Annotated in this window: 20 protein-coding genes and 1 tRNA gene; 4 read left to right on the forward strand and 17 right to left on the reverse strand. The window is 75.9% G+C overall.

Annotated features, from left to right (window positions below):
- Nucleotides 1-49: 49 nt before the first annotated feature.
- From ACI795_RS00805 to ACI795_RS00815, 3 genes are all read right to left on the reverse strand, one after another.
- Nucleotides 50-862: a Bax inhibitor-1/YccA family protein gene (locus ACI795_RS00805; RefSeq protein ID WP_457073116.1), complete on the reverse strand. Its 813-nt coding sequence runs from the start codon at nt 860-862 to the stop codon at nt 50-52.
- Nucleotides 863-967: 105 nt separating this feature from the next.
- A tRNA-Leu gene (locus ACI795_RS00810) sits at nt 968-1,041 on the reverse strand.
- A 57-nt stretch (nt 1,042-1,098) separates the two neighbouring features.
- Nucleotides 1,099-1,860 carry a uracil-DNA glycosylase gene (locus ACI795_RS00815; RefSeq protein ID WP_457073117.1) on the reverse strand — a complete coding sequence of 254 codons (762 nt, stop codon included), beginning with the start codon at nt 1,858-1,860 and terminating at the stop codon, nt 1,099-1,101.
- A gap of 63 nt (nt 1,861-1,923) precedes the next feature.
- On the opposite strand from ACI795_RS00815, the gene ACI795_RS00820 reads away from it, so the two are divergent.
- On the forward strand, nt 1,924-2,238 hold the full coding sequence (locus ACI795_RS00820) for a DUF4235 domain-containing protein (RefSeq protein WP_457073118.1): 315 nt from the start codon (nt 1,924-1,926) through the stop codon (nt 2,236-2,238).
- 86 nt (nt 2,239-2,324) lie between these two features.
- Here the strand turns inward: ACI795_RS00820 and ACI795_RS00825 are convergent, their stop codons facing one another.
- From ACI795_RS00825 to eno, 4 genes are all read right to left on the reverse strand, one after another.
- Nucleotides 2,325-3,275, reverse strand: a complete 951-nt coding sequence (locus ACI795_RS00825) for a Ppx/GppA phosphatase family protein (RefSeq protein ID WP_457073120.1) — start codon at nt 3,273-3,275, stop codon at nt 2,325-2,327.
- The gene (locus ACI795_RS00830; protein ID WP_457073121.1) at nt 3,272-3,811 is read right to left on the reverse strand and encodes a DUF501 domain-containing protein; all 540 of its coding nucleotides are present in this window, start codon (nt 3,809-3,811) and stop codon (nt 3,272-3,274) included. Before ACI795_RS00830 ends, ACI795_RS00825 begins: the two co-directional genes overlap by 4 nt.
- A gap of 107 nt (nt 3,812-3,918) precedes the next feature.
- Complete coding sequence (locus ACI795_RS00835) at nt 3,919-4,467, reverse strand: FtsB family cell division protein (protein WP_457073123.1); 549 nt, start codon at nt 4,465-4,467, stop codon at nt 3,919-3,921.
- A gap of 7 nt (nt 4,468-4,474) precedes the next feature.
- A complete protein-coding gene (eno, locus tag ACI795_RS00840) occupies nt 4,475-5,755 on the reverse strand; it encodes a phosphopyruvate hydratase (protein ID WP_457073124.1) in 1,281 nt (426 codons plus the stop codon).
- Nucleotides 5,756-5,869: 114 nt separating this feature from the next.
- On the opposite strand from eno, the gene ACI795_RS00845 reads away from it, so the two are divergent.
- The gene (locus ACI795_RS00845) at nt 5,870-6,835 is read left to right on the forward strand and encodes a hypothetical protein (RefSeq protein ID WP_457073125.1); all 966 of its coding nucleotides are present in this window, start codon (nt 5,870-5,872) and stop codon (nt 6,833-6,835) included.
- Nucleotides 6,836-6,848: 13 nt separating this feature from the next.
- Here the strand turns inward: ACI795_RS00845 and ACI795_RS00850 are convergent, their stop codons facing one another.
- The 4 genes from ACI795_RS00850 to mfd all read right to left on the reverse strand — a co-directional run bounded on the left by ACI795_RS00850 (nt 6,849) and on the right by mfd (nt 13,800).
- Nucleotides 6,849-8,186, reverse strand: coding sequence for a mechanosensitive ion channel family protein (locus ACI795_RS00850; RefSeq protein WP_457073127.1), 1,338 nt, complete (start codon nt 8,184-8,186; stop codon nt 6,849-6,851).
- 79 nt (nt 8,187-8,265) lie between these two features.
- Nucleotides 8,266-9,210, reverse strand: coding sequence for a MazG family protein (locus ACI795_RS00855; RefSeq protein WP_457073129.1), 945 nt, complete (start codon nt 9,208-9,210; stop codon nt 8,266-8,268).
- Between the two features lie 4 nt (nt 9,211-9,214).
- Entirely contained in the window at nt 9,215-10,198 is a 984-nt protein-coding gene (locus tag ACI795_RS00860; RefSeq protein WP_457073131.1) for a SurA N-terminal domain-containing protein, read from the reverse strand.
- Between the two features lie 56 nt (nt 10,199-10,254).
- On the reverse strand, nt 10,255-13,800 hold the full coding sequence (gene mfd, locus ACI795_RS00865; protein ID WP_457073133.1) for a transcription-repair coupling factor: 3,546 nt from the start codon (nt 13,798-13,800) through the stop codon (nt 10,255-10,257).
- Between the two features lie 370 nt (nt 13,801-14,170).
- On the opposite strand from mfd, the gene ACI795_RS00870 reads away from it, so the two are divergent.
- Nucleotides 14,171-14,593 (forward strand): adenylyltransferase/cytidyltransferase family protein, encoded by a 423-nt coding sequence (locus ACI795_RS00870; protein WP_457073135.1) that lies wholly within the window; start codon nt 14,171-14,173, stop codon nt 14,591-14,593.
- A gap of 104 nt (nt 14,594-14,697) precedes the next feature.
- On the opposite strand, the gene ACI795_RS00875 is transcribed toward ACI795_RS00870, so the two are convergent.
- Genes ACI795_RS00875 through ACI795_RS00890 form a run of 4 tightly spaced genes read right to left on the reverse strand, consistent with a single transcriptional unit; the run spans nt 14,698 to nt 19,862 of the window.
- The gene (locus ACI795_RS00875; RefSeq protein ID WP_457073137.1) at nt 14,698-15,327 is read right to left on the reverse strand and encodes an arsenate reductase/protein-tyrosine-phosphatase family protein; all 630 of its coding nucleotides are present in this window, start codon (nt 15,325-15,327) and stop codon (nt 14,698-14,700) included.
- Entirely contained in the window at nt 15,324-16,838 is a 1,515-nt protein-coding gene (locus tag ACI795_RS00880) for a polysaccharide biosynthesis tyrosine autokinase (protein ID WP_457073139.1), read from the reverse strand. The genes ACI795_RS00875 and ACI795_RS00880 overlap by 4 nt, the downstream gene beginning before the upstream one ends.
- Before the next feature lie 52 nt (nt 16,839-16,890).
- Nucleotides 16,891-18,273 carry a hypothetical protein gene (locus ACI795_RS00885; RefSeq protein ID WP_457073140.1) on the reverse strand — a complete coding sequence of 461 codons (1,383 nt, stop codon included), beginning with the start codon at nt 18,271-18,273 and terminating at the stop codon, nt 16,891-16,893.
- Nucleotides 18,270-19,862 (reverse strand): lipopolysaccharide biosynthesis protein, encoded by a 1,593-nt coding sequence (locus tag ACI795_RS00890; RefSeq protein ID WP_457073141.1) that lies wholly within the window; start codon nt 19,860-19,862, stop codon nt 18,270-18,272. The genes ACI795_RS00885 and ACI795_RS00890 overlap by 4 nt, the downstream gene beginning before the upstream one ends.
- Before the next feature lie 232 nt (nt 19,863-20,094).
- On the opposite strand from ACI795_RS00890, the gene ACI795_RS00895 reads away from it, so the two are divergent.
- On the forward strand, nt 20,095-21,132 hold the full coding sequence (locus ACI795_RS00895; RefSeq protein ID WP_457073143.1) for a glycosyltransferase: 1,038 nt from the start codon (nt 20,095-20,097) through the stop codon (nt 21,130-21,132).
- A 42-nt stretch (nt 21,133-21,174) separates the two neighbouring features.
- Here the strand turns inward: ACI795_RS00895 and ACI795_RS00900 are convergent, their stop codons facing one another.
- Nucleotides 21,175-21,885, reverse strand: a complete 711-nt coding sequence (locus ACI795_RS00900; protein ID WP_457073144.1) for a polysaccharide deacetylase family protein — start codon at nt 21,883-21,885, stop codon at nt 21,175-21,177.
- Nucleotides 21,882-22,871: a glycosyltransferase family 2 protein gene (locus tag ACI795_RS00905; RefSeq protein WP_457073146.1), complete on the reverse strand. Its 990-nt coding sequence runs from the start codon at nt 22,869-22,871 to the stop codon at nt 21,882-21,884. The genes ACI795_RS00900 and ACI795_RS00905 overlap by 4 nt, the downstream gene beginning before the upstream one ends.
- Nucleotides 22,872-22,925: the final 54 nt, after the last annotated feature.

Here is a 22,925-nt window from a genome sequence, read left to right on the forward strand (position 1 = left end):
GACCGGGCCACGGTGCGTTCGAGCGGGGGTCACCCCACCCGCGGGAGCGTCACTCCCGGAAGTAGCTGAGCAGACGCAGGATCTCCAGGTACAGCCAGACGACCGTGATGAGCAGGCCGAAGGCGATGTACCAGGCGAACTTGGGCTCGACGCCGCGGCGGATCGCCTCGTCGGCCATGTCGAAGTCGAGCAGCAGCGTGAACGCCGCCACGCCGATCACGACCAGGCTGAAGATGATGGCGACCGGGCCACCGTCACGCAGCCCGAGACCGCCAGGGATGAAGAAGCCGGCGACCAGGTTGACGATGACGAGCGCGAGCACGCCGAACAGCGCGCCGACGATCCAGCGGGTCAGCTTGGGGGTGACCCGGATGGCACCGGTCTTGTAGGCGAACAGCATCCCGGCGAAGACACCGAAGGTACCGACGAGCGCCTGGACCACGATGCCCTGGAACTGGTCGTTGTAGGCCTCGCTGATGGCACCGAGCGCGACACCGTAGAGGGCGCCGTAGGACAGCGTCGCGACCGGGCTGGCGATCTGCTTGAACGAGATCACCAGGCCGAGCACGAGGGCGACGAGCACCGCCGGCAGGGCCAGGCCCATGGCCAGCCCGTCGGGGACGACCGCCCACGTGACGGCAGCGGAGATCACCGTCACCAGGAAGCTGAGGCCGGTCTTGGTGACGACGTCGTCCATCGTCATGTAGGCGCGGCCGGTGGCCGCGTACGGCGACGGCGCGGAGTACGGGTCGTGCTGGGTGGGTGCCCCGCCGTAGGTCTGCTGCGGGCCTGCACCCCACCCGGCAGACTGGCCGGTGCCGGCTGCCGGGAATCCCCGGAAGGCCGGGTTGCTGCTGGGCATCGTCATCTCCTCGAGGTGACTGGTCGGGCCGTGAGGTGCAGTTTCGCACCCCACGCTGCTGGTTCCAACGCCATCGGGGACCGGGTAGTTCCCGTCGGCCGCCGGTGCCCCCGGTCGGGTTCGAACCGACACTGGGACCCTTTTAAGGGGCCTGCCTCTGCCGATTGGGCTACGGGGGCGCACGCGCCGCGGCGCTGCCGGACCCTAGCCCGTGGACCGGCCCGTGGACCGCCCCGTCACCCCTCGGCCAGTTCCGTGGCGCGGGTGAGGACGGCGTCGAGCATCGGCTCGGTGAGCTTGCCGGTGAACGTGTTCTGCTGGCTGACGTGGTAGCTGCCCAGCAGGGTCAGCGGACCGCGCGGGCCGGCGAGGGTGACCTCGACGCCGTGGCCGAACGCCGGCCGCGGACGCGGGATCGCGTAGCCGGCCCCGGCGAGCACCGGCCACAGCGCCGTCCACCCGAACCCGCCGAGCACCACGACCACCCGCAGGCGAGGCAGCAGCGCGAGCTCCCGGGCCAGCCACGGCGAGCAGGTGTCCCGCTCCTCCGGCGTCGGGGCGTTGGCCGGCGGTGCGCATCGGACAGCGGCGGCCACCCGCACGTCGGTGAGCTCCAGTCCGTCGTCCCTGGCCACCGACGTCGGCTGGTTGGCCAGCCCGGCCCGCCAGAGCGCGGCGAAGATCCAGTCGCCGCTGCGGTCGCCGGTGAAGACCCGGCCGGTCCGGTTGCCCCCGTGCGCGGCGGGGGCCAGCCCGACCACGGCGATCCGGGCGTCGTCCGGGCCCAGTCCGGGGACCGGCCGGCCCCAGTACTCCTCGTGCCGGAACGAGGCCCGCTTGGTCACCGCGACCTCCTCGCGCCAGGCGACCAGCCGGGGGCAGGCGCGGCAGCCGGAGATCCGCTCGTCCAGCACGGCGAGCTCGCGGGTCGCTGCCGCGCCGCGGCGCACCCCCGCCGGGGTGCGGGTGACCGGATAGCCGTCGGGGTCGCGTGCCACCCGGACAGTCCACCACCGGTGCCCGGAGCGGCGGATCACCGGGCCCGGCGGGATGATCCACCCATGGCGAAGAAGCAGAGAGCCCCCCAGCCGCCCAAGCCGCCGCTGCTGTACAAGCTGCTCGGCGCGAGCCTGGCCATCCCCGCGGGGATCGTGTCCCGGAAGCTGATCACCGCGGCCTGGAGCAAGACCCGGGGCGGCCCCCCGCCGAAGAACCCGGCCGCACCGGGCGTCAGCTGGGCTGACGCACTGGGCTGGGCAGCGCTCTCCGGGGTGACGGTGGCCCTCGGCCGGCTGCTGGGCAACCGCGGCGCCACGGCCGTCTACCAGAAGCTGACCGGCGAGCTGCCGCCGGGCATCAACGCGGGCAGCGCCTGAGGAAGGCCCCCTCTGCCCCCACGCCTCGCAAGCTCGGCGCAGGCCCCTGCAGAGGGGCCTCACCGCTCCTGACGCCGCAGACGGCGTCAGGAGCGGGCGAGGCGCAGGGCGATGCCGTCGAGGATGTCGTGCTCGCTGACGACGACCTCGTCGAAGTCGAGCGCGTCCATGATCACCCGCAGCACCAGCGAGCCGGCGCCGATCACGTCGACCCGGCCGGGGTGCATCACCGGGGAGGCGGCCCGGCGTGCCCGGGTGGCCGACAGCAGCCCGGCGGTGACCGAGCGGACGGCGCCGACCGGGATCCGCGAGCCGTGGATGGCGTCCGGGTCGTAGCCGGGCAGCTCCAGGGCCAGCGCCGCAACGGTCGTCACCGACCCGGCGAGCCCCACCAGGGTGGCCGCCTCGCCGACCGGCACGGCCGCCCGCACCAGCTCCAGCGCCGCCCGGACGTCGGCCTCGGCGCCCTGCACCTCGTCCGGCGGGGGCGGGTCGCTGTGCAGGTGCCGCTCGGTGAGCCGGACGCAGCCCACGTCCACCGACCGGGCCGCCCGCACGCCGGTGGCGTCGCCGAGCACGAACTCGGTCGACCCGCCGCCGATGTCGACGACCAGGAACGGCGGGCGCGGCGCAGCGACCCCGTGTGCGGTCGCGGCGGCGGCCAGCGACGCGGTGGCGCCCAGGTAGGAGAGCTCCGCCTCCTCGACCCCCGGGACGACGTCGGGCAGCTGCCCGAGCGTCGCCAGCACCATCTGCTCGAAGTCCGCCCGGTTGGCGGCGTCCCGGGTGGCGCTGGTGGCGACCATCCGCACCCGTTCGGCGCCCAGCTCGCGGGCCTGCACGGCGTACTCGGCCAGCACCCGGCGGGTGCGCTCGATCGCCTCCGGCGCCAGCCGGCCGGTCGCGTCCACGCCCTGGCCGAGGCGGACCACCTCCATCCGCCGCAGCAGGTCGGTGTGCGCGCCCTCCGGCGGCACGTCGGCGACCAGCAGCCGGATCGAGTTGGTGCCGCAGTCGATCGCGGCCACCCGCGTCATCGCACGTCCTCCGGGTCGTCCGGGCTGGGCTGGGCGCAGGGCCCGGCGGACCACCACTCCCCCATCTGGGCCACGGCGCGGTCGCCGATCGGGTTCACCCCCGGCCCCACGGCCAGCGCGTGGCCGGCCAGGGCGTGCAGGCACTTGACCCGGTCGGGCATCCCGCCGGCGGTGGCCCGGGTGGGCAGCACGTCACGGGCGTCCCGGGTGGCCAGGTAGGACTCGTGCGCGGCCTGGTAGCCGGCGGCCAGCTCCGGGTCGGTGCCGAGCTCGGCCTGCCACTCCTTCATCCGGCCGGCCGACTCCAGCCGGCTCGCGGCGGCGCTGGCCCGTGGGCAGGTCAGGTAGTACAGCGTCGGGAACGGCGTGCCGTCCTCCAGCCGCGGCGAGGTCTCCACCACGTCCGGCTGCCCGCAGGGGCAGCGGTGGGCCACCCCCACCAGGGCGCGCGGCGGGCGGCCGAGCTGGCGGGCGACGACGGCGCGGTCCTCGGCCGTGACGGGCGGGGAGACCGGCGCCGGCTCAGGTGTGGACACCCCAAGAGTCTGCGGCAGCGCCTCGACCGTTCCGTCACGGCCCCCTCCCGGGCACCACCCTGAGCTCGCGAAGGGTGGTGAAGAGGGGCCTTCTGCTGCGGGAGGGGTCACTCCCCCGCTGCCGCGGGGTCGGCGTCGGCGGCTGCCACCGAGCCGAGCAGGCCCTCGTACCAGGGCACCGGGTCGTCGGAGCGGGGCGCCTGGGCGGGGGCGTCGGCGGTGTCCCCCGGGTCGCCGGCGTCCCCGACGACGACCAGCCGGTCACCGGGGAGCACGTAGGTGAGCCGCTCGCGGGCCCGCTGGGCGATGTAGGCGGGGTCGGTCTGCCGGTCGAGCTGGGCCTGCAGCTGCTCGGCCCGGGTGGCGAGCGCGTCGTGCTCGGCGGCGAGCTCGGCCAGCTGCTGACGGCCGGCGACGTACTGGCGCAGCGGGCCGGCCAGGGTGAGCGCGAGGAGCAGCACCAGGGCGCCGAGCAGGACGGCCCGGCCGGTGACACGGGGACCGCGGCGGGCGGTGGCGGCGCGGCCCGGGCTGCGCGTGCTGCGCCGTCCGGGCCGGCTGCCCCCGCTGCTGCGGGCAGCCGCCCGCACCGGCCGCGAGGAGGCCCGGCGGCGAGCGCCACCGGGCCGACCGCGGCGGGTGCGGGCGGTGCTCACGGCGTCGTCAGCTACGGGCCAGCCGCGGGAACGCGGCGGCGCCGGCGTAGCGCGCGGCGTCGTCCAGCTCCTCCTCGATCCGGAGCAGCTGGTTGTACTTGGCCACGCGCTCGCTGCGGGCCGGGGCGCCGGTCTTGATCTGCCCGCAGTCGGTGGCGACGGCGAGGTCGGCGATCGTGGTGTCCTCGGTCTCGCCGGAACGGTGGCTCATCATCGAGCGGTAGCCGCTGCGGTGGGCGAGGTTGACCGCGTCGAGGGTCTCGGTGAGCGTGCCGATCTGGTTGACCTTGACCAGCAGCGCGTTCGCCGCGCCCTTCTCGATGCCGTCGGCCAGCCGCGCGGGGTTGGTGACGAACAGGTCGTCGCCGACGATCTGCACGCGGTCGCCGAGCGCCTCGGTCATCGCGACCCAGCCGGCCCAGTCCTCCTCGGACAGCGGGTCCTCGATCGAGACGACCGGGTAGGCGTCGACCAGGCCGCGGTAGTACTCGACGAGCTGGTCGGCCGAGAGGGTCTTGCCCTCGAAGGCGTACCCGGCGTCGCTGTGGAACTCGGTCGCGGCGACGTCGAGGGCGAAGGCGATGTCGGTGCCGACGGTGTAGCCGGCCTTCTCCACCGCCTCGGCGATCAGGTCCAGGGCGTCCCGGTTGCTCGGCAGGTCGGGGGCGAATCCGCCCTCGTCGCCCAGCCCGGTGGCCAGGCCGCGCTTCTTCAGCACGGACTTCAGCGCGTGGTAGGTCTCCGCGCCGACCGACAGCGCCTCGGCGAAGGTGGCCGCCCCGATGGGGGCGATCATGAACTCCTGGACGTCGACGTTGCTGTCGGCGTGGGCGCCACCGTTGAGGATGTTCATCATCGGCACGGGGAGCAGGTGTGCCGAGGGCCCGCCGACGTAGCGGAACAGCGGCAGGCCGGCGGACTCGGCCGCGGCCTTGGCGACGGCGAGGCTGACGCCGAGGATCGCGTTGGCGCCCAGCCGCTCCTTGTTCGGGGTGCCGTCGAGGTCGAGCAGGCGCTGGTCGACCAGCCGCTGCTCGGACGCCTCGTAGCCGACGAGCTCCGGCCCGATGACGTCGAGGACGTTGTCGACGGCCTTGGTCACGCCCTTGCCGTTGTAGCGGTCGCCTCCGTCGCGGAGCTCGACCGCCTCGAATGCGCCGGTGGAGGCGCCGCTCGGGACCGCCGCACGGGTGATCGTGCCGTCGTCGAGGGCGACCTCGACCTCCACGGTCGGGTTACCGCGCGAGTCGAGGATCTCCCGCGCGCCTACTGCATCGATGCTGGCCACGGCTCGCAGCCTAGTCAGCCGCCGCCCGGGTGTGGCACTCCCTCGCCGGAGCCGCCGGCGCCCGGGCCGGGGACGCGCGCCCGACCTGCGGCGCCACCTGGGAACATGGCGCCGGTGAGCGCTCCCCCGACGCCGCGCCCGCACCGGCGGGCCGGCCGCCAGCTGCTGCTGGGCCTGGTGCCGCTGCTCGTCGTCGGGCTGGTGGCCCTGGCGCTGCTGGCGGCGCGCGTCCCCGAGCTGCGGGCGCCGCTGGCCGCCGCCGACACCACGACCGTCGCCACGGTCACCGGCGTCGGCGCCCCGCCCGGGGACCGCGGCCTGGTCCTGCGGTTCCCGGGTCCCGGAGGCACGGAGCTGACCGGCCGGCTGGAGCTGGCCGAGCCGCAGGACGTGCCGGTGGGCGCCCAGGTCACCGTCCGGTACGCCGCGAACGCGCTGGCGGACGGCGGCCCGGTGCCGCTGCACGCCGACGGGGACGCCGCCTCCGCCGCGCTGGCCGACGTCGTCTTCGGCCTGGTCGTGGTCGCCGTCGTCGTCCTGGCCGCCACCGCGCTGACCGTCGCCCGGCTGGTCGGCCGCCCCCGGCTGCGTCGGCGCCCGGCGACCCGGCTGCCGGCCGCGCACCTGGTCCTGCGGCAGGGCCTGCTGGTGCGCAGCTGGCTGGAGCTGTCCACCTCCGCCGGCCTGCGCTGGCTGCCGGTGCACTGGTCGCCGGAGCTGGCCCGGCTGGTCCCGGACACCACGGTCGAGGTCCACGGCGACCCGGCCCACGCCCGGCTGGTGCTGCCGGTGGTCGACGGCGCCGAGCTGTGGCCCTCCGGGCGGCTGCGCCGCCGTCCGCCGCGCGGTGAGCTGCGCCCGGCCCCGGTCGACCCGGCTGCCGGTGACGTCGGCCTGCTCCGGCAGGCGCGGGCCGACGCCGTGCTGCCCTTCGGCGCACCCGGTGTGGGCCTGCTGTGGGCCTACGTGATGGACAGCGGCACCGGCGGCTTCCTGCTGGCGACGGCGGTGTCGGCGGCCGTGCTGTTCTGGCTGCCCCAGCTGCTCGGCTCCGACCCGCAGGCCACCCGGGCGGGCTGAGCCCGGCCCCCGGTCACTCCCCCGTCGGCCGCCGCTCGGCCCGCTCGTCGTCCTCGCGGCTGCGCTCGGCCAGCTCCTCCTCGCTGGGACCGGTGAACGCCCGGGACCGCTCGAGGGCCTCGATGCTGCCGGTGAACAGGCCGGTCTGCGGCCCCGGGGCGGGCGCGGGCCGCTGCCCGTCGTCCACCGGGAGCGGGGTGGGCCGGGTGGGCGACGGGGCCGGTCGGGCCGGCTGGTCCGGCGCGGGCGGACCGGCGGCCGGCGACGGCGTCAGCGGGCCGGCGACGCCCTCGTAGCGCACCCGCGGGAGCCCGTCGGGGTGCTCCCGCTGCAGCCACCCGACCAGGCCCTCACGCACGTGGCAGCGCAGGTCGAACAGGGTGGGCCCGTCCTTGGCGCTGACCAGCACCCGGACCCGCACCACCGAGCCGACGGCGTCGGTCACCTGCAGCACCTGCACCCGCCCGTCCCACAGCTCGTTGCCCTCGACCAGCCGGACCAGCTCGGTGCGCATCTCGTCGAACGGGACGCGCCAGTCGACGTCGAGCTCCACCGACCCGAGGACGGCGGACTCCTTGCGGGTCCAGTTCTGGAACGGCGTGGTGGTGAAGTAGGTCGAGGGCAGCACCAGGCGCCGGTCGTCCCAGATGTGCACGACGACGTAGGTCAGCGTGATCTCCTCGATCCGCCCCCACTCGTCCTCGATGACCACCACGTCGTCGACCCGGATGGCGTCGGTGAAGGCCAGTTGCATCCCGGCGAAGACGTTGGCCAGTGAGGTCTGCGCGGCCAGCCCGGCGACGACGGAGAGCAGCCCGGCGCTGGCCAGGATGCTGGTGCCGGCGGCCCGGGCGGAGGGGAAGGTCAGCAGCATCCCGGCGACCGCGAGGACGGCGATCACCGCCACGGTGAGCCGGCGGACCAGGGTCACCTGGGTGCGCACCCGGCGGGCGTGCCGGTTGTCCACGACGTCGACGTCGTAGCGGGCCAGCGCCAGGTCCTCGACCACGAAGGCACCCGCGGCGACGAGCCAGGCGGCCACGCCGATCAGCGCCAGCCCGAGCACCCGCACGACGACGTCCCGCCAGGCGCCCACCCCGGGCGCCGCGTCGAGCACGACGGTGACCGCGAGCAGCACGCAGAACAGCCGGAACGGCCGGCGGCCGCGACGGGACAGGTCGGCCAGCGCCGGCGAGCGGCGGGCGAACCGGGCGATCACCACCCCGACGGCCAGGGCGATCAGCCAGGCGACCAGGGCGGCACCGGCGACGACCACCAGCAGCAGCCAGGTGCTGGTGGGCAGCGCCTCGGTCACGGTGCCGTCATCGGCGGCGAGCAGTGTCGTGGGCACGCGGGGCGACTCCTTCCGCACGGGGGAACTCGGCCAGCCCTCCACGCTAGGGGGGCCGCCACCGGCCCGCCGCGTCACCTCACCCGGCGGGGTGCTCCCCTGCCCGGGCGGCCGCTGCTGCGTCCAGCTCGTCGGCGTACCGGCGGACGGCGGCGCGCAGCGCGTCCTCGGCGTCCCAGCCGCGCCGGCGGGCGGCGACCACCAGCCCCAGCAGCAGCGTGCCGAGCTCGTCGGTGTCCCGGGCGGCCAGCTCCCCGGCCGGTGGCGTCGGCAGCCCGGCGCGCTCGGCCCGGCCGGCCAGGGCCGCGCCCCAGGAGGTCGCCGGCTGCGAGCGGGAGACGCCCTCGGTGGGCGAGCGCCGCTGCTTCTCGGCCTTCTTGATCTCGTCCCAGCCGGCCTCGACCTGCGCCACGTCCCGCGGTCCCGCGTCGGCGAAGACGTGCGGGTGGCGGCGCACCAGCTTGTCGACCAGCTCGGCGGCGACGTCGTCGACGTCGAAGCGCCGGCCCGGGGCGGCCTCCGCGGCGACCCGGGCGTGGAAGGCCACCTGCAGCAGCACGTCGCCGAGCTCCTCGCGCATCGCGACCGGGTCCTCGTCGACGATCGCGTCGTAGGCCTCGTGCGCCTCCTCGAGCAGGTAGCCGCGGAGGGAGGCGTGGGTCTGCTCGGCGTCCCACGGGCAGCCGCCGGGCGAGCGCAGCCGGTCCATCACGGCGACGACGTCCAGCAGCCGGGCGCCGGGCGGCTCGGGTGCACCGGCGACCCGTGGCACCACCGTCCAGCCGGCGGCCTCCTCCGGGGTGGCCAGCAGCACGGTGTCCGCGACCGGCGCCGCCGCGCTCGCCGCCTCGGCCGGGTCGGCCACGTCGGTGACCGGCTCGCCCTCGGCGCGCAGCGCGGCGGCCGTGGCCGCGGCTCCGGGCAGGGCCAGCACCAGCGGCGCGGTGGTGACCGCGCGCCAGCCGGCGGGGGCGAGCAGTCCGGGCAGACGGGGGCTGACGGTGACCAGCAGGGCGATCGGCACCCGCTCAGTCTCCGGCAGCCACCGCGTCGCCGTCGGCCGGGAGCTGGACCACGCCGTCGGGAAGGGTGACGACCCGGGCCTCGTCGAGGACCCCGTAGCGGGGGTTCACCACCGGGTCCAGGTCGTCGCGGACCTCGGCGACCACCGCGGCGCCCAGCTCCCCGGCCTCCTGCCGCGCCTGCTCGGCCAGCTGGTCGCGGACGTCGGCGAAGGACGGCTCGGTGCGGTCCGCGACGAACCCGACGACCACCCCGCCGGCCTGCTGCCGCGGCAGGGTGAAGCCCTGGCCGGCGGGGGTGGCGGCGAAGGCCTCGGCCAGCGGCCCGGTCACCGCCTGGGGCGTCGTGGTCTGCACCTGGGGCAGCGTGCCCTGGCCGGGGAACTCCGCGGCCACCGCCGGGTAGCCGGCCGGGTCGGCCACCAGCCGGGCGAGCACCGCGTCGGCGGTGGCCTGGTCGGGCACGGTGACGAAGCCGACGGCCAGCTGCTGCAGCTGCGGGCGGAGCTCCTCGTACCGGGCGCGCAGCCCGGCCTCGGAGAGGTCGGCCCGCCCGGCGGCCTCCGCCAGCCGGGGGCGCAGCAGCTCCTGGCGGACGCTGGAGAACACGTCCTCGGGGGTCGCACCCTGCTGCTCGGCGACCTGCGCGTACACGGCCTCGGGCGGGACGGGGCCGAGCAGCTCGGCGATCCGGTCGCGCACCTCGGCGTCGGTGACCTCGACGTCGAGCCGGCGGGCCGCCTCGTCGTGGACCTGCTCGTCGATGCGCAGGGACAGCACCTGCCGCGCGTAGTCGGCCCGCTCCCCCGCCGCGTACTCGGCGATCGCCGGGTCGGCCAGCCGCGAATCGACGGCGTCGTCCAGCTCCGTGACGCCGATCTGCTCCTCACCCACGTAGGCGGCGACCGTGGGTGAGGAGCGGCAGCCGGCCAGCGGGGCGACCGCGACCAGCCCGGCGGCGAGCACGGCGAGGGCTCTGCGGGGGGTCACGCGCCGCAGCGTCCCACAGGAGTGTGACCTGCGTCGCCCTCCGCTCGGGGCGTGGGTCAGGAGGCGACGGCCACCGGTGGCTCGAGCACGGCGGACAGCAGCGCGTGCAGCTTCTCCAGCAGGGCGACGTCGCGCAGCGGGGTGCGCCGGTCCGGCCCCACCGGCACCTTGAGCGACACGGTCCGGACGGCGGGCTTGTAGCTGGCGCCGTCGGCGAGCCGGGCCAGCTTCATCTGCTGGCTCTCCCGCAGGTCGACCGGGCCGACCCGGACGTTGCGCCCCTGCATCGACACCTCGGTGACGCCGAGCCGGCGCATCGCGGCGCGGAACCGGGCGACCGCGAGCAGGTTGAGCACCGGCGCCGGCGGGGCACCGTAGCGGTCGGTGAGCTCGTCGAGCACCGCCTGCGCCTGGTCGTCGTCCTGCACGCTCGCGACCTTGCGGTAGGCCTCCATCCGCAGCCGCTCGCCGGGGACGTAGTCGTGCGGCAGGTGCGCGTCGACCGGCAGGTCGACCCGGACCTCCAGCGGCTCGGCGGGCGCCTCCTCGCCGGAGATCTGCGCCCGGTAGTCGGTGACCGCCTCACCGACCAGCCGGACGTACAGGTCGAAGCCGACGCCGGCGATGTGGCCGGACTGCTCCCCGCCCAGCAGGTTGCCCGAGCCGCGGATCTCCAGGTCCTTCATCGCCACCGCCATGCCCGCGCCCAGGTCGGTGTTGTGCGCGATGGTGGTCAGCCGGTCGACCGAGGTCTCGGTCAGCGGCCGCGACGGGTCGTAGGTGAAGTAGGCGTAGGCCCGCTCCCGGCCACGGCCGACCCGGCCGCGGATCTGGTGCAGCTGGGAGAGGCCGAAGGTGTCGGCCCGGTCGACGATCAGGGTGTTGGCGTTGGGGATGTCCAGCCCCGACTCGACGATCGTGGTGGCGACCAGGACGTCGTACTCCTTCTCCCAGAAGCCGACCATGATCCTCTCGAGCTCGTGCTCCTTCATCTGCCCGTGGCCGACCGCCACCCGGGCCTCGGGCACCAGGGTGCGGATCTTCGCCGCGGCCTTGTCGATCGACTGCACCCGGTTGTGGATCACGAAGACCTGGCCGTCGCGCAGCAGCTCCCGGCGGATCGCCGCCGCCATCTGCTTGTCGTCCCAGGCCCCCACGTAGGTGAGCACCGGGTGCCGCTCCTCCGGCGGGGTGAGGATCGTCGACATCTCCCGGATGCCGGTGAGGCTCATCTCCAGGGTGCGCGGGATCGGCGTCGCGGACATCGACAGCACGTCCACCGCCGTCCGCATCGTCTTCAGGTACTCCTTGTGCTCGACGCCGAAGCGCTGCTCCTCGTCGACGATCACCAGCCCCAGCTCCTTGAACCGGGTGGTGGGCTGCAGCAGCCGGTGGGTGCCGACCAGGACGTCGATCTCACCGTCGGCCAGCTTGCGCAGCGTCTCGTTGGACTCCGCGGTCGACTGGAAGCGCGACAGGACGGCGACGGTCACCGGGAACTGGGCGAACCGCTCGGCGAAGGTCTTGTAGTGCTGGTTGGCCAGCAGCGTCGTCGGCACCAGGACGGCGACCTGCTTGCCGTCCTGCACGGCCTTGAACGCCGCCCGGACGGCGATCTCGGTCTTCCCGTAGCCGACGTCGCCGCAGATGATCCGGTCCATCGGGACCGGGTTCATCATGTCCGCCTTGACCTCGTCGATCGCGGCGAGCTGGTCGGGGGTCTCCTGGAAGGGGAAGGCGTCCTCCAGCTCGCGCTGCCAGACGGTGTCCGGGCCGAAGGCGTGCCCCTTCGTGGCCATCCGGGCCGAGTACAGCCGGATCAGCTCCGCGGCGATCTGCTTGACCGCCTTGCGCGCCTGGTTCTTCGTCTTGGTCCAGTCGGCGCCGCCGAGCTTGGACAGCGCCGGGGCCTCCCCGCCGACGTAGCGGGTGAGCTGGTCCAGGGAGTCGGTCGGCACGAACAGCCGGTCCGGCGGCTGGTTCCGCTTGCCCGGCGCGTACTCGACGATCAGGTAGTCGCGCTGCCCGCCGTGCACGGTGCGGCTGACCATCTCCACGTACCGGCCGATGCCGTGCTGCTCGTGCACCACCAGGTCGCCGGGCTGCAGCTGCACCAGGTCGACGGCGTTGCGCCGCCGGGCCGGCATCTTGGTGGCGTCCTTCATCGACGTGCCCCGCTGGCCGGTGAGGTCGCCCTCGGTGACCAGCGCGATCCCGACGCCGGGGAACGCGAAGCCGGTCTCCAGGTTGCCCTGGGTGACGAACGGCGCCCCGGCCTCGGGGGCGGTCTCGATGCCCGGCACCAGCCGGGCGCCCAGGTCGGCCTCGGTGAGCTGGTCGGCGGCGCGCTGGGCGGGGCCCGGGCCGGCGAAGGTGAGCACGGTGCGCCAGCCGTCGCGGCCCCACCGGCGGAACTGGTCGAAGGCGCGCTCCTGGTCGCCGTGGAACCGCTCGACGCCGGTGGCGTCCAGGGTCACCTGCGCATCGTCGTCGTCCGGGGCCAGGGTGAACACGCCCGTCGTCCACCAGGGCAGCCCGCGGCCGCGCGCGGCGTCGGCGACGTCGGCCAGGTCCCGGAAGGACGACGCGCCCAGGTCGATCGGCGCCTGCCCGGCCTCCGCGGCGGTCTGCCAGGAGGCGGCGAGGAACTCCTCGGCGGTGCGCACCAGGTCCGCGGCGCGGCTGCGCACCCGCTCGGGGTCGCAGACCAGCACGTGCGTGCCGCGGGCGACGAGGTCGGTGAGCAGCTCCATCCGGGAGTCGCCGATCAGCGCGGGGGTGAGCGACTCCATGCCCTCCACCGCGATGCCCTCGGCGAGCTTGCCGGCGACCTCGGCGAGCTCCGGGTGGTCGACCGCCAGCTGGGCGGCGCGGGCCCGGACGTCGGCGGTGAGCAGCAGCTCCCGGCACGGCGGTGCCCACAGCCGGTCGGGCCGCTCGTCCAGGGAGCGCTGGTCGGCGGCGGAGAAGTACCGCAGCTCGTCGACCTCGTCGCCCCAGAACTCCACGCGCACCGGGTGCGGCTCGGTGGGCGGGAAGACGTCGACCAGGCCACCGCGGACGGCGAACTCGCCGCGCTTCTCCACCAGCTCGACGCGGGTGTAGGCGGCGTCGGCCAGCGCCCGGGCGACGTCGTCGAGGTCGGCGGTCTGCCCGGGTGCCAGCTCCACCGGCACCAGGTCGCCCAGGCCGGGGGCCAGCGGCTGCAGCACGCTGCGCACCGGGGCGACCAGCACGTCGATCGTGCCGTTCTCCCCGGGGTGCGTCAGGTCGCGCAGCACGGCCAGGCGCCGGCCGACGGTGTCCGCGCGGGGGCTGAGCCGCTCGTGCGGCAGCGTCTCCCAGGCGGGGAACACCTCGACCCGGCGGTCGGGGACGAAGCAGCGCAGCTGGGCGGCGACCGCGTCGGCGTCGCGCTCCCCCGCGGTGACCACCAGCACGGGCACCCCGGCACCCGGCCGGTCGGCGGCCAGGGCGGCGGCGACCAGCGGCTGCACCGCCGGCGGGGCGGTGACGGCCAGCTCGGCAGAGCCGGCCCGTCCCACCAGGGAGGCAACACCGGCGTCGGTCAGGACGACGTCGAGCACGCCGCGCAAGCTCACGGGGGCAACTCCTGGGTCGGCGGCCCGCCTCAGCCGTCACCGGGACTCCGACCGGTGGCGGGGCGCGCCTGATGCGCGCGCGGGGGCCGCATCCAGGTTAGACCGGCTGCCAGGGGCGCGCGGGGCCGCTCCGGCCTCGTCGGACGCGACCCGGCGGCGCCGGTGCGGGCCTCCCCCGAGGGAGTGCCCCCGGCGCCGGCATTCCTGCCCTCCACCCCGCTCCATCGGGTGAACGTGCAGGTGGAGAGGGGTCCGGGCGACCTGAGCCGACCTAGCATCGACAGCAGGCTCCGGCGCCGGGCGTGCACGCTGCCCGGGCACCGGCCGGACATTCGAGGAACGGGGCGAACGTGGACCACGGGATCGTGCGATGAGCGGCGGCCATCGCATCGGCTACACGACCGGCGTCTACGACCTGTTCCACATCGGTCACCTGAACCTGCTGGAGCGGGCCAGGGCCGAGTGCACCCAGCTCGTCGTCGGCGTCACCACCGACGAGCTGTCCCTCGCGGTGAAGGGCAAGACCCCGGTGGTCCCCTTCGCCGAGCGCCGGCGCATCGTGGAGAGCGTCCGCCACGTGGACCGGGTCGTGGCGCAGACCTCCATGGACAAGTTCGCCGCCTGGCAGGAGATCGGCTTCGACGTCATGTTCGTGGGCGACGACTGGCGCGGGACCCCCAAGTGGAACGCCCTCGAGCAGCAGTTCGCCGAGGTGGGCGTGAGCATCCACTACTTCCCCTACACCGAGCACACGTCCAGCACGATCCTGCGCGACGCCCTCTCCCGGATCTGACCCCTGCGGCCCGGACGGGCTCGCGGCCCGGGCGGGCTCGCGGCCCGGGCGGGCAGCCGTCACGGCCACCTCGTCGGGCCGGGCGGCGCACGCCGGCCGGCGGCTCAGTCCGGCAGTGCCCCGTCGTCCCCGGCCGGGACGGACGCGGGTGCCCCGCGCATCGCGCGCACCAGGTCGTCGACCGCGCCACGCACCGCCCGCACGGCGAGTGCGTAGGCCTCGTCGCCGCGGCCGTAGGGGTCCTCGATGTCGCTGGGGCCCGGGGTGCGCAGCGGCCGGACCGCCGGCACCGCGGCCAGCAGTGCCCGCAGCCGCCGCGAGTCCGGGCCCTCCGCCGCGAACGCCCGGCCGGCGGACGCGAGGCGCGCGAGGTCGGCCAGGTCCCGCGCGGTGAAGGTCCGGCGCACGGCAGCGGGAACGGCCGAGACGACCGCCTGGCGCTGGTCCCTGGTCATGGTCAGCACGAGGTCGGCGGCGACCAGGGCGTCCCGGGTCACCTGCCGGGCGACGAACCCGTCGAACGGGACGTCGACGAGCCGGGCGATGCGCGGGTCGACCGCGTCCCCCACCCGGGCGTGGACCCCGGCGCTGGTCACCTGCACGTCGCTGCCGTCGCCCAGTCCGCGACGCAGCAGCGCCTCGTACAGCGGCGACCGGCAGACGTTGCCGGTGCAGACCACCAGCACCGAGAAGGGGCGCGTGGCCGCGGCGCCCTGGCCGTCGGCGGGGCTCACCGCCCGCTGCTCCGTCCCCGGGAACCGGCGCCGACGCGGGCGTCCGGGAGCGCGGCGCCGGGCCGGGCCGGGCCGGCCCCGGCCACCCGCTGGCCGGGGCCGGCCGGCTCCTCCGGCCGGGGGGACGACGGCGGTGCATCGGGGATGACGTCGACGACGCCGTCGTCCTGGCGGCGCTGGTAGGCGTACACCTGCTCGTCCCGCCGGACGCCGTTGAGGACCACGCCGAGCACCCGGGCGCCGACCTTCTCCAGGTTCTCGAGCGCTTCGGCGAGCTGGGGACGGCGGGCCTGCCGGACGTTGGCGACCAGCACGGTGCCGTCGGTGCGGTGGGCGAGCACCGCCGCGTCGGCGACCGCCAGCAAGGGGGCGGCGTCCAGGACCACGAACTCGTAGGCGCCGGCCATCTCGTCCAGCAGCCTGATCATCGCGGGCGACCCGAGCAGCTCGGTGGGGTTCGGCGGGGTCGTCCCCGAGGTGAGCACGTCCAGCCGCATCGGCCCCCAGGGCTGGACCACGTCGGCCAGGGCGGCCCGGCCGCTGAGCACCGTGGTGAGCCCCGCGGCGCCCTCCAGGCCGAGGAGGCCGGCCACCGTCGGCCGGCGGAGGTCGGCGTCGACGAGCAGGACTCGCGCCCCGGTCTCGGCCATCGCCACCGCCAGGTTGGCCGCCACGGTCGACTTGCCCTCGCCCGCCCGGGCCGAGGTGACCACCAGGGTCCGGGGACCGCCATCGGCACCGGAGACCGGGTCCGGCGACAGGCCGAGGAACTGCAGGTTCGTCCGGAGCTGGCGGAAGGACTCCGCCTGCGGGCTGTGCGGGTCGACCTGGACCACCACCGGGCGGGTGCCGTGGCCGGCCAGGTCGCCGATGCTGCCGATGAGCGGCAGCTGGGTCACCTTGGCCAGCCCGGCCTGGTCGCGCACCCGGGTGTCGAGGGTCTCGCGCAGCCAGGCGCACAGCAGGCCGAGCGCGAGGCCCAGCACCAGGCCGGCCGCGACGTTCACCCGGGTGTTCGGCGAGGACGCGAACTCCGGGACCGCCGCCGGCGCGACGGTGGTCACCCGGACCGTCGCCCTGCCCTCGGTGCCCGCCGGAGCGACCTCCTCGATGACCCGGGAGAGCTGGCCGGCCACCGCGTTGGCGATGCCGGCCGCCTCGGTCGCCGACCCGGAGGTCGCCTCGACCTGCAGGATGACCGTGTCGTTGGCCGGGGAGGCGCTGACCTGCCGCGCGAGTGCGCGGGCGTCGGTGTCCAGGCCGAGCTCGGCGATCACCGGCTCCAGCACCGCCGGCGTGGTGGCCAGGGTGCTGTAGGAGGCCATCTGGTCGCGGGTGAACGTGGAGCCCTGCGCGAGGTCGTTGGCCGAGCCGGCGGCCTCGAGGGAGACGAACAGCGAGGCCTGCGAGGTGTACGCCGGCGTGGCCAGCAGGCTCAGCGCCAGCGCCCCGCCCCCGCCCAGGGCGGTGCAGACCACCAGGACCAGGAGGTACCGCCTCACGATCGTCACCAGACCGTGCACCGTCACGATGACGTCCTCCCCCGTGTCGTGACCCGGTCGATCACTCCCTGCGACGAACGTAACCGGCGGTGGAGCCGGCGGAAGGTCCGTTCACCAGCACGGGTGAGGCCTGTTCACCGGCTCGCGCCGACGCTCCCGCCGGGTCATCGCCCGCCGCGCCCGCCACCGGCCGGCGGTCACCCGCGGTGAGGACCTGGCTGGCCACCGCGAGGCCCGCCACGAACCACAGCCAGCCGGAGTACTGGGTGATCAGGGCGACCGAGACCAGCGCGGGCACCTGGGCCACCAGGGCGATCGTCGGCGCGGTCGCCCGCCGGGACAGCACCGCCCCCACGGCGAGCAGCAGGGCCAGCAGCAGGCACACCAGCGGGATCCAGCCGTAGGTCAGCCCGAGCAGCAGCAGGCTGTTGTCGATCGACCGGAAGGCGCCGTAGGTGACCTCCCCCGTCGGCGAGCGCGCGTAGAGCGGGGACAGGCCCAGCGGCCGGATGCCGCCGACCAGCTCGAGCAGGTCCCGCCGGTAGCCGGCGCTCCCGGTGGCCTCGTCGCCGGCGGCGGCGAAGACCCGGCTCAGCAGCGGGCCGACCGCGGCGCCCACCACGACCAGACCGCCGGTCAGCACCACCCGCAGCCGGGTCGGCAGGGACGTGCGCGCAGCGATCAGCGACAGGGCGATCCCCAGGGCGGCGGTGCCCAGCCCGATCCGGCTGAAGGTGCCGGCGCAGGCCGCGGCCATGAGCAGCGCCATGGCGAGCCGGACGCCGGACCGGAACGGCGCCGCCAGCGTGATGGGCAGCGCGAGCGCCAGGCTCCCACCCAGCGCGATCGAGTGGCCGAAGGCCCCCTCGGCCCGGGGCAGCCCACCCCGGTCCTGGATGGGTGACCAGGCGTCGTGCAGCGCGCCACCGCCCGGCAGGGAGACGAACGGGTTCCAGTGCACGGCGAACTCGACCAGCGCGAGCACCGCCACCACCGAGAAGGCCACCGCGATCGCGCCCTGCACCCAGGCCAGGCTCAGCCGGTGGACCACCAGCCGGCCCAGTGCGTAGGCGCCCGCCCACTGCACCAGCAGCACGAAGACCGCACTCAGCGTCGCCCCGCCCAGCGCAACGGGGACCAGCGCCGACCCGAGGAAGCCCAGCACCAGGACGTCGGCGCCCGAGAGCCGGACCGGGAGCGCCCGCCGCAGGGGGAACAGCGCCGCCAGCACCGCGAGCGTCATCAGCACCTGGGGCTCGAAGTACACGCCCACCTGGATCCCGACCCACACCGGCGCCGCGCAGAGCACGAGCAGCCAGCCGGCGAAGGCCAGCCGGGGCGCCCGGCGGAGCACGAGCATGCCCAGCACGGCGACGGCGGCGGCAGCCGCCATCCGGACGAGCGAGTCCACCTCCGCGCCGGCCAGGGCCAGCCCTCCGCTCACCGGGGCCCCCGCCCGCCGTCCGGATCGCCGCCGGGGCGTGCGGAGCGGCGCCGCAGGGCGAGCCGGGCGATGTCCAGCACCCCGCGCTCGTCGTCGCGGAACGGCCCGGGGGCGAGCCCCAGCAGGAGGAGGACCGCGGCGCCGGCCACCGCGGCGGCACCGAGCGCCGCCACCGGCGGGCCGGGCACGGCGAGGGTGGCCCCCCAGGAGGCGCTGCCGACCACCGCGGCCACCAGCACGATCCGGGCGCCGCCGGCGAGCAGGGCGGGCAACGGGATCGGCGCGTGCCGCGACAGCCACCAGAAGGACAGCGGCCAGGTCAGCGCGGGCGCGAGGGCGAACCCGGCGGCGACCCCGGTCAGCCCGAACCCGCTGCCCACCACGATGCACGCGATGCGCACCGAGGTCTCGAACAGCGAGAAGCGCACGAGCTGCCCGGTCAGGCCGCGGGACAGGTACACCCAGTAGCCGACGAACGCCAGCGTCTGGAACCCGCCCCCGAGCGCGAGCAGCCGCAGCAGCGGGGTCACCTCGTCCCACTGCGGGCCGAGGAACACCGCCGTCACCGGGTCGGCGGCGCCGGCCACCGCCCCCATCCCGACCACGAGGGTGTAGCCGAGCGCGAGCTGACCCCGCCGCAGGTAGGTCGCGTAGCGCTCCGGGTCCTCCTGCAGGGAGGACAGCACCGGCAGGGCCACCTGGGTGGTGGGCGCCCGCAGCTGGCCCAGCGGGACCATGAGCAGCTGGAACGCGCGGTTGTACAGCCCCAGCGCGCCGGCGCCGAAGCGGCCGCCGATCAGCAGCGAGTCGACGTTCTTGCCCGCGTAGCCGATCAGCTCGATGCCGACCATGTTCCAGCCGAAGCGGAGCAGCCCCCCCATGTCGGTCCGCCGGTCCGGCCGGCGCGGGAGCCACCGCCCGGCGGAGACGACGAGCAGCATCACCACCAGGTACTGCACCAGCTGCTGCACGACCAGGGCCCAGTACCCGGCCCCCAGCAGCGCCGCGGACACCGCGGCCAGCAGCGCCACGACCGGCGCCGCCACGTCGGCGACGGCGAGCCGGGCGAACTGCAGCCGGCGGGTCAGGTCGGCGCGGTACTGGGTGGTCAGGCCGTTGAGCAGGAACACCGGCGCCAGCGCCCGGGCCATGTCGGTGAGCTCGGGCTGGCCGTAGGCGGCCGCCAGCAGGGGCGCCACGGCGACGGTGGTGGCGCTGAGCAGCAGGCCGACGGCGGTGTTGATCCAGAACAGGTTGCTGCGCTGCTGCGCCGAGAGCGACCGCGCCTGCACCGCCGCCGTGGAGAGCCCAAGGTCGCGGAAGACGTCCGCGACGCCGATCACCGCCATCACCATCGCCAGCAGGCCGTAGTCCCGCGGTGCGAGGAGCCGGGCGAGGACGACGACGGACAGCACCTGCACGCCGATGCGCAGGCCCTGGGCGGTGAGGGCCACGGCGGCGCCACGGGCGGCGCGACCGCCCAGCGCGCGGCCGTCCACCGCGGCGACCGGGCCGGTGGGGCCGGCCGGTTCCGCCGGGCCCGCGGGGCCGGTGGGGCCGTCGCCGGGCGGGTGGAGGAGTGCTGACACCTGCTCCTCCGTCGCGATAGGGCCTGCCCGGGCACACCGGGACACGCCCCAGGCCGGACCATGCAAGCACGGTGCGGCAGGCGGGCAGCCCGTTCCGGACGGGAAGACCCCCGGAAGGGGGAAGCCCCGCGCGGCCCCGGCGGGGAGGATCGCTGGCGGGATCCGCGTCGCCGCCCGGCGGCCCCGACCACCCGTCAACGCCCCCCGTCGCGGGGGCACCCGGAGGAGCAACGTGTCGTCACGGCCACAGGGCCCGTTCGTGGTGCTGCAGTCCTTCCCGCAGCCGAGACCGACGACCAACCCCTACCTGGTGATGCTCGGCCGCAGCCTGGCGGCGCTGCCCGACGTCGAGCTCTGGACGTTCAGCCGGGCCCGGGCGCTGTTCGGCTCGTACGACGTCTTCCACGTGCACTGGCCCGAGACGCTGGTCACCGGTTCGACGCCGCTCCGGAAGCTGGTCCGCCAGCTGTTCTTCGTGCTGCTGCTGCTCCGGCTGAGCCTCACCCGCACCCCGCTGGTGCGCACGGTGCACAACCTGGACCTGCCCCAGGGCATCTCCCGGCGGGAGGTGCTGCTGCTGCGCTGGGCCGAACGCCGGACGGCGCTGCGGATCGCCCTCAACGAGTCGACGCCGGTGGCCGGGCCGGCACCGGTGGTGACGATCGTGCACGGGCACTACCGGGACTGGTTCGCCCCGCACCAGCGGGCGGAGGCGGTCCGGGGACGGCTGGCCTTCGTCGGGCTGATCCGCCGGTACAAGAACGTCGACGGTCTGGTCGCCGCGTTCGCCGAGACCGCTGCCGCGGCGGAGGGCCTGACCCTCCGGGTCGCCGGTCAGCCCTCCACCGACGACCTCGCCGAGGCCCTGCGCAGCGCGGCCGCCCGGGACGACCGGCTCTCGCTGGCGCTGACGTTCCTCGACGACGCCGAGCTGGTCACCGAGATCACCGGCGCGGAGCTCGTGGTGCTCCCCTACCGGGAGATGCACAACTCCGGCGGGGTCCTGGCCGCGCTGTCCCTGGACCGCCCGGTGCTCGTCCCCGACAACCCCGTCAACCGGCGGCTGGCGGAGGAGGTCGGGCCGGGCTGGGTGCACCGCTACCGGGGCAGCCTCACCGGTGCGCACCTGCTGGACGCCCTGGCGGCACTCCGGGCGACGCCACCGGCCCGGAGGCCGGACCTGCACCGCCGTGACTGGGACGCCACCGGTCGGGCGCACCTGGCCGCCTACCGCCAGGCCGTGCAGGCCGTCCGGTCCCGCCGGTCCTGACCGCCGGCCGTCCGGCCGGAGACACTCAGCGGCCGGGCGCGCTCAGCGGCTGAACCGGGGCGCCTTCACCAGGTCGCCGCTGGCCAGCGCGTCCCCCAGCGACCGGGCGGACAGCGACCGCTGGGCCAGGCCGCGCAGCACCCGGTCGACGAGATCGCCGCGGTCCACGACCGGCGGCGGGCCGTCGTCCACGCCGTCGTCCGGGCCGGCGATCCCGTCGTGCGCCAGCAGGACGGCACCGGCGGTCGACCCCGACAGGGCCTTCGCCACCCGTTCCTCCTGCGGGACGTCCCGCCAGTCCCAGGTCGTGGCCCCCCACATGACGGGCACCAGGCCGGCGCTGCGCACGGCCAGCCAGGACTGCGGCGTCTGCCGGCCGTAGGGCGGGCGGAACCACCGGACGGCGCGGCCCGTGCGGTCCTCGAGCGCGGCACGGCCGGCGCGGGTGCGCCGCGCGACCTCGGTGGCCCGGAAGTCCGGCAGCGGGCGGTGGTCCACCCCGTGCAGGCCGATCTCGTGGCCGGCCGCGACGACCTCGTCGAGCAGTCCCCCGTGCCGGGCCACCCTGGTCAGCAGCACGAAGAACGTCGCCGTCGCGCCGTGCTGGGCCAGCGCGGCGAGCACCCGGTCGGTCCCCCCGGGCTCCGGGCCGTCGTCGAAGGTCAGCACGACGTGCGGGGCGGCGGTGCGGACGCCGACGACCGACCCCGCGGGCGCGGCGAGGCGGTGGACCAGCCGGCCGGCCGCGCTCACGCCCGCACCGTCGACCACAGTGCCCAGCGTCGCTCACCGGCTCGGGCGTACTCCTGGTAGACCAGCCCGAGGGCACCGCCGACCATGCCGGCGCCGCGCAACAGCGTGCGCAGCCCCCGGGCCTGGTGCCGGGGCGAGCGCAGCAGCAGCCCCGCGCTCCAGCGGGCGGCGCCGCCGGCCACCCGGGTCGCACCGCGGGCGCAGCCCCGGGCCCGTGCCCGCAGCCGGTCCGCCCGGCCGTCGGCCAGCCGCAGGTCGGTCAGGGTGGTCGCGTTGCCGTGGCTCCAGGCGCGGGTCAGCACCCAGCGCCGGGTCATCCGCTCGGCCGGCACCTGGTCCACGACGACGGCCTCGTCGCACCAGACCATCGCGGCGCCGGCCCGGGCCAGGGACCGGCTGAACAGGGTGTCCTCGGCGCCGCCGAGCCCGAGGCCGGCGTCGAAGCGGACGCCGTGCGCGCGGACCTGACGGAGGTCCAGCAGCAGGTTGCCGGTGGCGGCGGTCCCGATCGCGGTGCCGGTGGGCAGGCTGCGCCGGCGGAAGAACTCCCCGGCGCGCAGCCACGGGTCCAGTTCGCCCTGGTACTCGGCCAGCACCCGCCCGGACACCGCGGCCGCCCGGCTCCGGTCCCACGTCGCCAGCAGCAGCTCCAGCCAGCGGTCCTGCGGCAGCTCGTCGTCGTCGATGAAGGCCAGCAGCGCCGACCCGGCGGCCTCGTCCAGCGCGCGGTTGCGCACGGCGGCGATGCCCGGGCGGGGCTCGGTCACGTAGCGCACCCCCGACGCCGCCCACGCCGCGGCGACGGCGGCGGCGGACCCGTCGGGGTCGTTGTCGACCACGAGCACCTCGACCGGGTGCCGGCCACCGGACCCGGCGGTCACCGCACGGGCCTGTTCCAGCAGCACCGGCAGCAGGGCGCGCAGGTCGTCCGGCCGCCGGAAGGTGGGCACGGCCACCGTGACGGGCAACGGGCGTTCGTCGGGCACGACCGTCATTCGACCACCGCGGACGCGCGAAGGCGTCCCCCGAAGGGGCTGGTC

This window comes from Modestobacter sp. SYSU DS0290, from assembly GCF_054050955.1.

Bases quoted from the DNA above. Each gene is read 5' to 3' on its own strand.
- ACI795_RS00805 (WP_457073116.1), bottom strand. From the start codon at position 862: ATGCCCAGCAGCAACCCGGCCTTCCGGGGATTCCCGGCAGCCGGCACC.
- ACI795_RS00820 (WP_457073118.1), top strand. From the start codon at position 1,924: ATGGCGAAGAAGCAGAGAGCCCCCCAGCCGCCCAAGCCGCCGCTGCTG.
- ACI795_RS00825 (WP_457073120.1), bottom strand. From the start codon at position 3,275: ATGACGCGGGTGGCCGCGATCGACTGCGGCACCAACTCGATCCGGCTG.
- ACI795_RS00870 (WP_457073135.1), top strand. From the start codon at position 14,171: ATGAGCGGCGGCCATCGCATCGGCTACACGACCGGCGTCTACGACCTG.